The organism is Ignavibacteria bacterium, from assembly GCA_016873775.1.
Lineage (GTDB): Bacteria > Bacteroidota > Ignavibacteria > UBA10030 > F1-140-MAGs086 > JAGXRH01.
The window spans coordinates 1-13,889 of record VGWC01000019.1 but is presented as its reverse complement, the minus strand read 5'-3'; the positions used below and the strand labels follow the sequence as shown (position 1 = coordinate 13,889).

Sequence of the window (13,889 nt, the reverse complement as noted above, 5' to 3'; positions counted from 1 at the left end):
AAATAATGAACCTAAACAAAATTGCCATCATTCCCGGCGATGGAATCGGAATTGACGTAACGCGCGAAGCAGTGCGCATTCTTGAATTACTGAACGCCGCCCGCTCGCTCAAACTCGAACTCGTGCATTTCGATTTTGGCGCTGACAAATATCTCTCCACCGGAATTTCCCTTCCCAAAGAACAACTCGAAGATTTTCGAAATAACTATTCCGCAATTTTTCTTGGTGCGCTTGGTGACCCACGCATTCCCGATATGGCGCACGCTCGCGATATTCTTTTCGGAATGCGTTTCGGTCTTGACCAGTTCGTCAATTTCCGTCCTGTAAAATTATTTGACGAAAAACTTTGTCCGTTGAAAAACAAATCGTGCGATGACGTGAACTTTGTCGTCTTTCGCGAAAATACAGAAGGTTTATACGTGGGCGTTGGCGGGCTTTTCAAAAAAGGAACAAAAGATGAAATTGCAATTCAAGAAAGCGTGAACACATATAAAGGAGTGGAACGCATCATTCGTTTCGCGTTTGAGTATGCAAAGAAGAATGGCAAAACGAAAGTAACGATGAGCGATAAAAATAATGCGCTGCGTTTTGAAGGCGATTTGTGGCAGCGCGTTTTCAATGAAGTGGGGAACGATTATCCCGCAATTGAAAAAGAGCATTGGTTTATTGATGCGCTTGCAATGCAGATGCTCAAACGTCCCGAGCAATTTCAAGTGATTGTTACAAATAATATGTTCGGCGACATCGTTACGGATATTGGTGCGCAATTGCAAGGCGGTTTGGGAATGGCGGCTTCGGGAAACATCAATCCCAACGGTGTGTGTATGTTCGAGCCGGTGCACGGTTCTGCGCCAAAATATGCGGGAAAAAATGTTGCCAATCCTTTCGGCGCGATTCTCACTGTCGGATTGATGCTTGAACATCTCGGTTTCAAAAAAGAAAATCAACTCATCGAAAACGCCGTTCGTCTTGCTGTGAAAGAAAACAAAACTCCGCAGGACCTCGGCGGAAATCTCGGCACAAAAGAAACCGGAGATTTTATTTGCGAAACGTTGAAGAGAATGATTTGAGATGTGAGATATGCGATTTCAGATTTTGATAACATTTAAGCCATCGTGAATTATAAACTACTGACTTCTAACTACTCTCTACTAATTACAAATGACTAATTACCAATTACTAAAATGGGAATGACAATTTCAGAAAAAATATTTGCCGCGCATAGCGGAAGAGAATCCGTGAAAGCGGGAGAACTCGTGTATGCTAATCTCGACCTTGTGATGGGAACGGACGTAACAGTGCCGCTTTCCGTGAGCGTGTTCGAGCAAATCGGCGCGGGGAAAGTTTTCGACAATAAAAAAATTGCGCTTGTCAACGACCATTTTGTTCCGGCAAAAGATATTCAAGCCGCAGGATTATCGAAAACGATGCGCGAGTTTGCAATCAAATATGACATTCAAAATTATTTTGAAGTCGGGCGTTCGGGAATTTGCCATTGCATTGTTCCCGATAGCGGACTTGCCGTTCCCGGCGATTTAATTATCGGCGCAGATTCACACACCTGCACGTATGGCGCGCTGGGTGCTTTTGCAACTGGCGTTGGTTCAACCGATATGGCAACGTCTTGGGCGCTCGGAGAAAATTGGTTCAAAGTTCCGCCAACAATAAAAATTATTTACAAAGGAAAATTGCAACCGTTCGTTGGTGGAAAAGATATTATTCTTCACACGATTGGAAAACTTGGCGTGGAAGGCGCGTTGTATTGCGCGTTGGAATTTGAAGGCGAAGTGATAGATAATTTGTCGCTCGCCGATAGATTTACGATTTGCAATATGGCAATTGAAGCCGGTGCAAAAGCAGGAATCGTGAAAGCGGATAAAAAAGTTTTTGATTTTCTCGAAGGAAAAACAAATCGAAAAATTTCTGCATACACTTCAGATGACGATGCTGAATTTCTCGATGTGATAGAAATTGATGTATCGAATCTCGAACCGCAAATTGCATATCCATATTTACCAAGCAACGTAAAACCGATTTCGGAAGTGGAGAAAATAAAAGTTGACCAAGTTGTCATTGGTTCTTGCACGAACGGACGCATTGAAGATTTTCGTGCGGCGGCAGATATTTTGAAGACAAAAGAAATCGCTCCGTATGTTCGACTCATCGTTATTCCTGCAACGCAAGAAATTTATTTGCAAATGATTGACGAAGGAATTCTAAACACATTTATTCACGCGGGCGCATCAATCAGTCCGCCGACGTGTGGTCCGTGCATCGGCGGGCATATGGGAATTCTTGGCGAGAATGAAATTGGCTTATACACGACGAACCGCAATTTCAAAGGACGAAACGGACATATCTCAAGTAAAGTATTTTTGTGCAGTCCTGTCGTTGCGGCTTCATCTGCATTGAAAGGTTACATCACTGACCCGCGTTTAGTGTAAAATTTTTTTGATGTAATACTTCGTACGCAAATAATTTGTATGCTCATCAATAGTGAAGTAGAAGAAAAAGTCGAAGACTCGCAGTTGCGAGAAATTTCGTTTCGTAATGTGAACGAATGGAATCTTGACATCAGTCTTGGTTTCTTACTCAACAGAACAGCACGCGGAATGAAACGATTGCTCGATGCAAAACTTGTTGATTACAATATCACTGCAACGCAATATATCGTGCTGATGCGAATGGTTGAAGAAGACGGAATTTCTCTCACGGAACTTGGCGAGCGTTTGCATTTGGATAATCCAACACTGACGGGAATTATTGACAGAATGGAACGCGATAGATTTTTGCGCCGACAACGCGATACGATTGATAGACGCGTTGTGAATGTATATTTAACGGAAAACGGAAAAATGCTTTGCAAAGAAATAGAACATCTCGCCAAAGAAACAGACGAAGAAATCTGGAGTGATTTTTCCATAAATGAAAAAAGAGCAATGCTGAATTATCTCGAACGAATCTGGAACAACGTGAATGATAAACTTAACTGACAACGAAATTTTCCGACTTCCGAAAAAGATTGAACGCACGGCGCATTCAATTTTAAAAGACAAAAACAAAAAAATAGTTTTTCTTTCTGCAACGCGCACACCATTTGGAACAGTCGGTGGAAGTTTGAAAGATTTTACGCCGATTGATTTGGGAGCAATAGCCGCACGCGCAGCAATTGAACAAGCGCAACTTGCCGACCGCATTGAATTTATTGACACGGCAATTTTCGGAAACGCAATGCACACAAGTATTGATTCGCATTACGGAGCGCGGCACGTTGCACTCAAAGCCGGACTTTCAAATTTCTCCATCGCGCTTACGGTGAATCGCATTTGCTGGTCGGGTGCAGAAGCGATTGTGCAAGGCGCAAAAGAATTATTGAGCGGTGAAGCGGAAATTGTTCTTGCCGGCGGTTATGAAAGCACGTCTCAATCACCGCTTGTCATTTATGGCGCGGCATTCGGCTTTCCATTTATGGCGGGACCGAAAACGCAATTTGTTTTCAAAGACGGATTGAATGATACATTCATCAATAACGATATGATGGGAACTGCGGAAAATCTTGTGCGGCGATATGGAATTACACGCGCGGAAGTTGATGCGTTTGCACTTTCTTCACAAATGAAAGCGAAAGATGGAATGGAAAAAGGACGACTTGCAAAAGAAATTACGCCGGTAAAAATTCAAGAGCGAAGAAAAGAAAAAATTATTGCCAACGATGAAAACATAAAACCGGAAACAACACTTGCATCACTTGCAAAACTTCCCGCAGTAAAATCTGATGGCGTGCAAACAGCTGGAAATTCTTCCGGCATTGTTGACGGCGCAGCAGCAGTCGTGATGACAACATTCGGCAAAGCAAAAGAACTCGGCATCGAACCAATCGGCGAATTGCTTTCGTGGGGTGTTGCCGGCGTTGACCCGCATTGTATGGGCATTGGTCCTGTTCCTGCATGCAACATAGCATTACAACGCGCTGGACTTTCGCTAAAACAAATGCAGCACATCGAAATCAACGAAGCATTTGGCGGACAATATCTTGCGTGTGAAAAAGAAATGCAATTCGATAGAACAATTGTGAATGTGAACGGCGGAGCAATTGCACTCGGTCATCCGCTTGGTGCAACAGGCGCGCGAATGACAATTTCTCTTTTGAAACTCGGCGGACTCGGACTTGCTTCTGCGTGTATCGGTGGCGGGCAAGGGGGAGCGTTGGTAGTGGAAGGATATGTTTGATTTTACATTTTAGATTTTAGATTGAAGATTTCAGATTTGATGAATACAACTTGGAATAACATAGAACTACTCATTGTTGGTGCGGGAACGATGGGCGCGAGTCTTGCGCAGAATTATGCACAGAACGGATTCAACGTTGGCTTGCTCGATGTTTCGGAAGAAATGCTGCAGCGCGGATTTTCTTCGATTGAAAAAGAATTGGACAGCGCGAAAGGAAAAATATTTTCCGCGAAAGATATTTCTGAAATCCGCAGCCGCATTATCGGAACAACGAATTACGAAGAAGCGTGCAAAGGAAAATCGCTGCAACTTGTGATTGAAGCGGCAACAGAGCGTATTGACATCAAAGAAAAAATATTTGCTGTTCTGGATTCGCTCACCGAAAAAAATGTTGTGCTTGCAACAAACTCATCTTCGCTCAACGCAAACATTCTCGCAAAGGCAACACGCCGCCCTGACAAAGTTGTGTGGATGCATTATTTTTATTTGCCACACAAAAATCGCGCAGCAGAATTTGCGGGAACGGATACTGCTTCGGAAGAAAGCAAAGCGATTGCAAAAAAGTTTTTGAAACTCGGCGGAAAAATTCCTACACATATTCGGGGAAGCAGAAAAGGCGGCGTTGCGGATATTATTTTTGTTGCGCTGTTACTCGAAGCAACACGAATGTTGGAAGAAGGTTTCGACATTTCTACGATTGAAGCCGCCGGAAAAAAAGCATACAACATTCCCATTGGTTTTCTCGAATTGATGGACGCGACCGGTTTGCCTGTGGGTTTGGCTTCGATGTATTCGTTTTCCGATGCGACGAATCCGAAAGATGCGTTGTATAAAGTGTATGGAAATTTCTTTGCGCCGCGAAACAACTACATTGATTTGATTGATAAATTCAATCGTGCGAAAGATAAATCGGAAGTGCGATGGATTCAAGATAAAAAGCAACTTACGACAAACGTCAATCCGAAAACAGTTGAAGAACTTGCGAACAGATTTCTTGCAATTGGTTTTCTTACTGCAACAGAATGTGTTGATGCAAAACTGATTACGATTGAAGATTTGGAATTGCTGACGCAGAACGCATTTCTGTGGAACAAAGGTCCGTTCACATTGATGAAAGAACTTGGCGCGAAAAAAGTTGCGGACGTTGTGCGCAAGCGTGAAGAATTTGCAAAAGGTTTTGGACAATATTTTCCTATCTGCAATTCGCTGAAAAAAATAATGAGCGAGAAAAAGTTGTCGGCGTTTCAATGTTCGTTTGCATTTACGGAAAAAGAAATGAACGGCGCAGTGCGGAGAATAACGCTCAACAATCCACGCGCGGCAAATGCAATGAACAACGATGTGTTCGCAGATTTGAAACGTGAATTTACCGCCGCGAACAAAGATGCAAAATGCAAACTCATAATTTTCGATACTGCGCCGATTAAAACGTTCATTGCCGGCGCAAGTATTCCCGGATTTATTGAAAACATCAAAGCGAAAAATTACAAAGCGATTGTGAACGATACGCGCGAATGGCAGAACGTTATCTTTCACATAATGACGGGAACGGCGAAACCAAAAATTGCCATTGTTGATGGACAAGCGTTTGGCGGCGGCGTTGAAGTTGCGTCTGCGTTTGCGCTCGATGAAAACACGATGACGCTGATTACGAATCGCACTTCGTATGCGCTTCCCGAAACGCGGCTTGGCATTTATCCCGGACTTCGCGGAACACTTTCACTTGCGCAACTCATTCACAAAAAAACAAATGACGTTGAAACTGCGCTTGCATTTGCGCGGTATTTTATTCTTGCCGGTGGAATGGCAACTTCTTCTCCGCAAATGATTTTACAACTTGGTTTTGCTGATGCAATTGTTCCGCAGCAAAACCGAGATGATGCCGCAAAAGTAATTGCCAAAGCAATTATTGAGAACAAAGGCAAAATGATTTCGAAAGAGAAATTGTCTTCACTTGAATTTGAGCAACTTCCGACTCAACTTTCCTTTACAGAACAAAGAGAAATGCAAATTGTGAAAGAATTGTTTTCGCAAGCAGATTTAATTCCGACTTTGTATGCGCAAGCGCGTGGTTATCTTCCGTTGCATTACACGGGAGAAATGAAAACGTTTGCAGAAAGAGTTGTTCGCAGAGTTGTGCAAAACTCTCCCAATGCTGTGTGGATTTCCAATGAACTTATTTCACGCGGATTTGAAAATTATTTAAACGGAATTGACAACGATACACTTGCAGAATTTGAACTCGAACATTACTTGCAACAAATTTTCGAACATCCCGACGCGTTAAGCGGATTGGAAGCAGTGGTGAGCGGAAAGTTTGCAGAGTTTAAGAGAAGATGATTTTTAGTAGATAGTAGCCAGTAGAAAGTAGAAAAGAAAATTCTAAAACCTAATACCTAAAACCTAACACCTATGATAAAAGGCAACGTTCACAAATACGGCGACAACATTGATACTGATGTCATTATTCCCGCGCGATACTGCACAGCGTTCACAGAAAAAGAACTCGCACCGCACGCGCTGGAGGACCTCGATGAAAACTTCGTGAAGAAAGTTCAGAAAGGCGACATCATTGTTGCAGGAAGAAATTTCGGCTGCGGAAGTTCGCGCGAGAATGCACCGATTGCGATTAAAGGCGCGGGAGTGTCGTGTGTTGTTGCAAAATCGTTTGCAAGAATTTTTTACCGCAACTCCATCAATATCGGTTTGCCGATTCTTGAATGTGATACAGCAGTTGATGAAACGGAGAATGGAGACGCGCTTGAAGTTGATTTAACACACGGCGAAATCAAAAACGTTACGAAGAATAAAACGTATGCTGTTCCGCCGTTTCCCGCGATGATTCAAGAAATAATAAACGTTGGTGGGATGGTGGAATTTGCGAAGAGAAGAATCGCGGAAAAGCGTTTAGCATTAAGCAATCAGCAATCAGCAGTCAGCAATTAGCAGGAAATGTTTTTTTAAACTAAAGAAAGAAAGTTATGAACACAGAACATCAAGAACTCATTTACGATTGGAACAAAGGCGGAATCGTGGATATGAAAGGCGTTGTGAAAATTGAATTCGACGACGAAACATTGCGAGACGGACTTCAATCGCCTTCCGTTACTGACCCATCAATTGACCAGAAAATTCGCATTCTCCATTTGATAGAAGAACTCGGAATTCAGTCTGCAAACATCGGACTTCCCGGCGCTGGTCCGCGAGCATACAACGACACGCTCGAACTCGCAAAAGAAATCGCGCGATGCAAAATGAAAATCTATCCCAATTGTGCGGCGCGAACTGTTATTGCCGACATTGACCCTGTGATTGATATTTCACAAAAAGCAGGAATACCGATTGAAGTTGCATCGTTCGTCGGTTCAAGTCCCATTCGGCAATATGTGGAAGGATGGACGGTGGACAAAGTTCGCGAACTCACGGAGAATGCTGTTTCGTATGTTGTCGCGCACGGTTTGCCAAGTATGTATGTTACCGAAGATACAACACGCGCGCATCCCGACGACATTGATAAACTTTATACGGCAGCAATCGAATGTGGCGCAACACGCGTTGTTATTGCAGATACGGTTGGTCATACAACACGCACCGGCGCGACCAATATTGTTCGCTTCGTAAAAGATGTTATTGAAAATACCGGCGAAGATGTGAAGATTGATTGGCACGGACACAACGACCGCGGATTTGCACTTGCAGCAACAATCGCGGCAATTCGCGCTGGTGTGGATAGAGTGCACGGTTGCGCATTGGGAATCGGAGAACGTTGCGGAAATGCTTCGATGGATTTACTTCTTGTGAACTTAAAAATGTGGGGCATCATCAATAACGACCTTTCCAAATTAAATGAATATTGCCGCCTTGTTTCCGAATCGTGCCGCGTTCCGATTCCGTTCAATTATCCTGTAATTGGTCCAGATGCATTTCGCACTGCAACGGGAGTTCACGCCGCTGCAGTTATTAAAGCATTGAAGACAAATGAAATGTGGCTTTCCGATATGGTGTATTCTGCTGTGCCTGCAAATATGGTCGGACGAAAACAAAAAATTGAAATCGGTCCGTTGAGCGGCGAATCAAACGTGATGTATTGGCTGCACGACCACGGCTACGATATGAACGGCGATATGACAAAGAAAATTTTTGATTATGCAAAACATTCGAATCGTCTTTTAACTGATGACGAAATTGAAGCATTTATTGAAACAGAAATTCCCGAACACGAAAGAAAACATTATGAGTCTCAACTGGCTGCCGCGTGATAACGAAATAAAAAACCACAACTTGTGGGGCGATGAATTCTTCGGAACAGAGCCGCCTTGCACAATGTATGAATTGCGTCCGATTCTCGACGAGAAAGGAAACGTAGTCGAAGGATTACATTCCGCGTGGGTTACACTCAACAACCCGAAACAATACAATTCCTACACAACGCAAATGGTGAAAGGCGTGATTGCCGGATTTCACAAAGCATCAATGGAGCGCAGCGTTGTTGCGGTGGTATTCACTGCTGTCGGCGATAAAGCATTTTGCACCGGCGGGAACACGAAAGAGTATGCGGAGTATTATGCAAAACGTCCCGCAGAATACGGCGCGTATATGGATTTGTTTAATGCGATGGTGGATGCGATTTTGAATTGCAAGAAGCCGACAATTTGCCGCGTGAACGGAATGCGTGTTGCCGGCGGACAGGAAATCGGAATGGCGTGCGACATCACTGTTTCTGCTGATACGGCGGTGTTCGGACAAGCGGGACCCAAACACGGCTCTGCTCCCGACGGCGGCTCAACGGATTTTCTTCCCGCGTATTTGAGTATTGAAGATGCGATGTGGAATTGTGTTTCGTGCGAAGTGTGGAGCGCGTATAAAATGAAACGGCTCTCGCTTATTAGTAAAGTTGTTCCGGTTATCAAAGATGGAAATGTATTCAAACGCAATCCGCTTGTGGTAACGGAGAAATATGTTGACGACGGAGAAATTGTCTATGGCGAATTTGTTTCCGGCGATGCACGAAAAAAAGCAAATGAAGAATTGGAAAAAGCAACGCTTGATTTTTCTCTGCTCGACAAATCGGTGAATGAAATTCTTTGGCGATTCACCAACTTATTTCCCGGATGTTTAATCAAATCCATTGACGGCATTCGTGCGAAGAAGAAATTTTTCTGGGACCAAACGAAACTTGCAAATCGTCACTGGCTTGCGGCAAATCAAATGCTCGAAGGATTTCTCGGATTTACTGCATTCAATTCACGCAAACTCACGGGCAAAGACGTGATTGATTTCGTCAAGTTCCGTCAATTGACTGCCGAAGGAAAAGAGATGAATGAAAGCGTGTTTGAAGAAGTGTTACCGAAACAGAAATGATTCTCGAAAACAACTATGCTCTTGTTACCGGTGGTTCGCTAGGAATCGGGAAAGCAACCGTTCTTGCTCTTGCACAGGAAGGAGCGAATGTTGCGTTCACGTATTTTGGATTTCGTAATAACAGCAGCGAAGCGAATGATGTTGTTGACGAAGTGAAAAAACTCGGGCGAAAATGTTTTGCGATTGAATCTGATGTTTCAAAATTTGATGAAGCGCAGAACGTTGTTCACAAAGTTATTGCAGAGTTTGGAAGTTTGCACATTCTCGTCAACAACGCCGGAATTTCGCGCGACAGTGTTGTGTGGAAAATGAGTGAGCAGCAATGGGACGACGTTCTCGACATTAATTTGAAAGGAACGTTCAATTATATGCACGCGGTGAGTGCAATGTTTCGTGAGCAGAAATTTGGAAAGATTGTGAGCGTGAGTTCAATCAATGGAATGCGGGGAAAATTCGGGCTTGCAAATTACGCTGCATCGAAAGCGGGAGTAATCGGCTTGACAAAAGTCGTTGCGAAAGAACTCGGCAAATACAATGTGAACGTGAATGCCGTTGCGCCGGGAATGATTGAAACGGATTTGACGGGCAATCTTTCAGACGAAGTGAAACAACAATCGCTTTCGGAAATAATTCTTGGTCGTTTCGGAAAACCGGAAGACGTTGCGAATCTGATTGTGTTTCTTGTTTCCGAAAAAGCAAAACACATTACGGGAGAAGTGATAAAAGTGGATGGTGGACAGTATATATGATTTTACATTTTAGATTTTAGATTGAAAATTTTATCAGTGAAAACTCGTGCATCTATTCGTGTTATCTGTGGTTAATTTTCTATGAATCAAATTTACGAACGCAATATCAATGTCGCAGTCGCGTGGAAGGATGAAAGCGAAATTATTACTCGCGCGTCAATGCTCGATTTGAATCATCACATCGTTGTTGAATTGACGATTGATTTGCACAGCGAAATGATTTCCGATGCAAACGCACAAATGACGAAAGTGCCGTATGGGATTTGCCAGTTCACGCTTTCGAACATCAAGAAAGTAATTGGAATGAAAATTGAACGCGGTATTCAGAAACAACTTATTGATGCGCTGGGGCATTCAGACGGTTGCACGCATTTGGTGGATTTGGCGATGGAAGCGATTCGTCTCAGCGCAAACGTAATGCTCGGCTTAACGAAAGTCGGCGCTGAATGGTTTAACCGAACCGTAAGCGAAGAAGAACAAATCAAACTCGTCAAACCGATTTTGAAAAATACATGTTTACCTTTTAAAGATAATTAACCACGAATGACACGGATAAAACGCGAATACAAGCGAATTGATTTGTGAAATTATCAGTGTAATTTGCGGTGAATAAACAAAAAATGAACTACCAATTTTTTACCATTATAGACGAAGGCGAAGTTGTTTCGCTCGTCTTAAATCGTCCGCCGCTGAATGTGCTGAACATCGCGATGATGAAAGAAATGAATTCTGCATTGAGCGAACTTCTTCCGCATCCGAATGCAAAAGTATTGTTACTGAAAGCAAATGGAAAAGCATTTTCTGCCGGCGTTGACGTTGCTGACCACACAGCAGATAAAATTGACGAGATGATGAGCGAGTTTCATCGTGTGTTCGAGAACATCAACAAATTTAAAATTCCCGTCATTGCAGTTGTTGATGGAGCCGCGCTCGGCGGTGGTTGCGAAATCGTCATCTTCTGCGATATGATTGTTGCATCGGAGAAAGCAAAATTCGGACAGCCGGAAATTAAAGTCGGCGTATTTCCACCAATTGCTGCGGCGTTGTTTCCGCGAATGCTCGGAAGGCAACGCGCTCTCGAATTCCTGATGAGCGGAGAAAATATTTCTGCAATGGAAGCGGAACGTATCGGGCTTATCAATAAAGTTTTTCCCGTTGAAGGATTTGAAAATGCGGTGAAGGAATTTGTCGCAAAGTTTACATCGCAAAGCAAAGTGATTCTGGAAATGACGAAACGCGCGATTGACAGCGGTTTATCCCGTCCGCCAATGCAGGCAATTTCCAACGCTGAAGAAATTTATATGAACGAAATGATGAAAACGGAAGATGCAAATGAAGGTCTTGCCGCATTTCTTGAAAAACGAAATCCGGTTTGGAAAAATAAATGAATGAACTTGTAAGCACCAAATAACAAAATACAAAGCACAAATAAATTTCAATTCACAAAATTCAAACACAAAGATTTTGGGAAATTGGTATTTCGTGTTTATTTGAAATTTGTTATTTGCTTTTTGGAATTTTAAAACGTTATGAACTTTGAAGAAAAAATAGAACACTACCGCGTTATCATTGACGATGTTTCTTTTCCGACAGTAAAATCGTGGAAAGAAAAACATCCGCAACAAAAAGTTGTCGGAATGTTTCCCGTCTATACGCCATACGAATTACCACACGCGGCGGGAATGTTGCCTGTTGGTGTTCTTGGTGCAGGCGGAAAAATTGAAATTGACCACGCGGATTCGCGCATCCAATCGTTTGTGTGTTCAATTGCGCGTTCAACATTGGAATTGGGATTGACGGAGCGACTGAAAAATTTCGATGCGTTGTATTTCACTTCGATATGCGATGTTGCGAGAAATCTTTCGGGAATTTGGTCAACGAATTTTCCCGAACAACTCGTGGAGTATATTCACTTTCCGCAAAATATGAATACCACGAGCGCGCCAAAACATTACCGTGCGGAATTGCAAAAGTTAGCGAACAATTTAGAGCAACTCTGCGGAAAGAAAATTTCAAACGAAGACTTACTGAAAAGTATTTCCGCTTTTAATCGCAATCGCGAATTGTGTTTGCAATTGTATCACATCAAAAACACAACGCCGCATCTTCTTTCGACGTATGAAACATACATATTATTGCGAATGGGAACGCTGCTTTCCGTTGAAGACCATACGCAACTTCTCGAAGAAATTCTTCCGCAAATTTATGAACGCAATCGTGTGCCGCGTGATTTTGTGCGCGTAATGCTCGAAGGAAGTTTTTGCGAACAACCGCCGCTCGAATTGATGCAAGTGATTGAAGAAGCCGGTTGTTACATTATTGATGATGATTTGTTATTGCACACGCGCTGGTTTAAAAATGCAGTTCCGCTCAACGGCGACCCATTGCTTTCGCTTGCAGAAAGTTACATTCAGAACAGCAGGTATTCTTCCGTTCGGCATTATGGAAATAATCCGCGCAAAGAACAATTCGTGAATAAAATTCGCGAAGGAAAAGTGGACGGCGTAATTTTCTGCGCACCGAAATTTTGCGAACCGGCATTGCTCGATTACGTTGTGTTGAAAGATGAATGTGAAAAACAAAACATCGCATATATGACGTTTGAGTATGAAGAAAAAATGGGTGTGTTCGAAACCGTCAGAATGCAAGTAGAAACATTTGTAGAATCCGTGTTATTCTTTTCGTGAACATTCGTGTAATTCGTGGCAAATAAAATTTTATGACAGAAGAAAAATTTAAATTTCAAGGCATCGGCAGAGATTACCAAAAACAACTTTTGACCGATTGGTATGAACGTTTGCAAAACGCGCACAACGTTGGAAGAAAAGTCGCGTATTTATTCGTGCCGGGAAACGTTGCAGAATTTTTGCGCGTGTTTGATTTCGAACTCGTGTTTCCTGAAGTGAATGCGTTGCAATGCGGTGTGCGAAAAACTTCCGGCGATTTGATTTTGAAAGCAGAAGACGTTGGGTATTCTTCCGATGTGTGCGGCTACGTAAAAAACGACATTGGAATGATGCTCTCGGGAAATGTCGGTCCATCGGGAACAGAAATTCCCAAACCGGATTTGCTGCTCTGCACATATTGCGGCTGCACAACGTTCATCAAGTGGTTCGAAGCGCTTTCGCATTTTTACGATGTTCCGCTCGTGATGCTCGATGTTCCGTATTTGCGCGATGGAGAAATTTCCGATACCGATAGACAATACATCGTCGAGCAGTTGCAAGAGTTGATTCCCATTTGTGAAAAAATTACCGGCAACAAATTTGATTACGATAAACTTGTTGAAGCGACAAAACATTCTGCCGAAGCGGAAGACTTGTGGGTAAAAATTTTGCACAGCGCAAAACACAGACCGTCTCCGTTCGATTCATATTTCGAAGCAGTATTTTTTATGGCGCCAATTTATGTATTGCGCGGACTTCCCGATTGCACAAGTTATTATCGCGAAGCATTGAAAGAAATTACCGAGCGCATCGAACACGGCGTTGGTCCGATTCCCGAAGAAAAAGTTCGCGTGGTGATAGAAGGTCCGCCTCCGTGGCCGCA

General features: G+C 43.1%; 13 protein-coding genes. All 13 read left to right on the top strand.

Features of this window, described 5'->3' with window-relative positions; all coding sequences use genetic code 11:
* The first annotated feature begins 5 nt into the window (after positions 1 to 5).
* A complete protein-coding gene (locus FJ218_04415; protein ID MBM4166149.1) occupies positions 6 to 1,070 on the top strand; it encodes a 3-isopropylmalate dehydrogenase in 1,065 nt (354 codons plus the stop codon).
* A 114-nt stretch (positions 1,071 to 1,184) separates the two neighbouring features.
* Positions 1,185 to 2,444: a 3-isopropylmalate dehydratase large subunit gene (leuC, locus tag FJ218_04410; protein ID MBM4166148.1), complete on the top strand. Its 1,260-nt coding sequence runs from the start codon at positions 1,185 to 1,187 to the stop codon at positions 2,442 to 2,444.
* 39 nt (positions 2,445 to 2,483) lie between these two features.
* Positions 2,484 to 2,993: a MarR family transcriptional regulator gene (locus FJ218_04405; GenBank protein ID MBM4166147.1), complete on the top strand. Its 510-nt coding sequence runs from the start codon at positions 2,484 to 2,486 to the stop codon at positions 2,991 to 2,993.
* Positions 2,977 to 4,230, top strand: a complete 1,254-nt coding sequence (locus tag FJ218_04400) for an acetyl-CoA C-acyltransferase (protein ID MBM4166146.1) — start codon at positions 2,977 to 2,979, stop codon at positions 4,228 to 4,230. The genes FJ218_04405 and FJ218_04400 overlap by 17 nt, the downstream gene beginning before the upstream one ends.
* 39 nt (positions 4,231 to 4,269) lie before the next feature.
* On the top strand, positions 4,270 to 6,570 hold the full coding sequence (locus FJ218_04395) for a 3-hydroxyacyl-CoA dehydrogenase/enoyl-CoA hydratase family protein (GenBank protein ID MBM4166145.1): 2,301 nt from the start codon (positions 4,270 to 4,272) through the stop codon (positions 6,568 to 6,570).
* Between the two features lie 72 nt (positions 6,571 to 6,642).
* Complete coding sequence (locus FJ218_04390) at positions 6,643 to 7,176, top strand: 3-isopropylmalate dehydratase small subunit (protein ID MBM4166144.1); 534 nt, start codon at positions 6,643 to 6,645, stop codon at positions 7,174 to 7,176.
* Positions 7,177 to 7,211: 35 nt separating this feature from the next.
* Entirely contained in the window at positions 7,212 to 8,489 is a 1,278-nt protein-coding gene (locus tag FJ218_04385; protein MBM4166143.1) for a 2-isopropylmalate synthase, read from the top strand.
* Positions 8,464 to 9,591, top strand: coding sequence for a 6-oxocyclohex-1-ene-1-carbonyl-CoA hydratase (oah, locus tag FJ218_04380; protein MBM4166142.1), 1,128 nt, complete (start codon positions 8,464 to 8,466; stop codon positions 9,589 to 9,591). The genes FJ218_04385 and oah overlap by 26 nt, the downstream gene beginning before the upstream one ends.
* Entirely contained in the window at positions 9,588 to 10,340 is a 753-nt protein-coding gene (locus tag FJ218_04375; GenBank protein MBM4166141.1) for a glucose 1-dehydrogenase, read from the top strand. Before oah ends, FJ218_04375 begins: the two co-directional genes overlap by 4 nt.
* An 81-nt stretch (positions 10,341 to 10,421) precedes the next feature.
* Positions 10,422 to 10,877: a DUF2889 domain-containing protein gene (locus FJ218_04370; GenBank protein ID MBM4166140.1), complete on the top strand. Its 456-nt coding sequence runs from the start codon at positions 10,422 to 10,424 to the stop codon at positions 10,875 to 10,877.
* An 83-nt stretch (positions 10,878 to 10,960) separates the two neighbouring features.
* Positions 10,961 to 11,728, top strand: a complete 768-nt coding sequence (locus tag FJ218_04365; protein ID MBM4166139.1) for an enoyl-CoA hydratase — start codon at positions 10,961 to 10,963, stop codon at positions 11,726 to 11,728.
* A gap of 141 nt (positions 11,729 to 11,869) precedes the next feature.
* Positions 11,870 to 13,027, top strand: a complete 1,158-nt coding sequence (locus FJ218_04360) for a benzoyl-CoA reductase subunit C (GenBank protein MBM4166138.1) — start codon at positions 11,870 to 11,872, stop codon at positions 13,025 to 13,027.
* Between the two features lie 32 nt (positions 13,028 to 13,059).
* The coding region (locus FJ218_04355; GenBank protein ID MBM4166137.1) for a benzoyl-CoA reductase subunit B at positions 13,060 to 13,889 on the top strand (830 nt) is incomplete at its 3' end.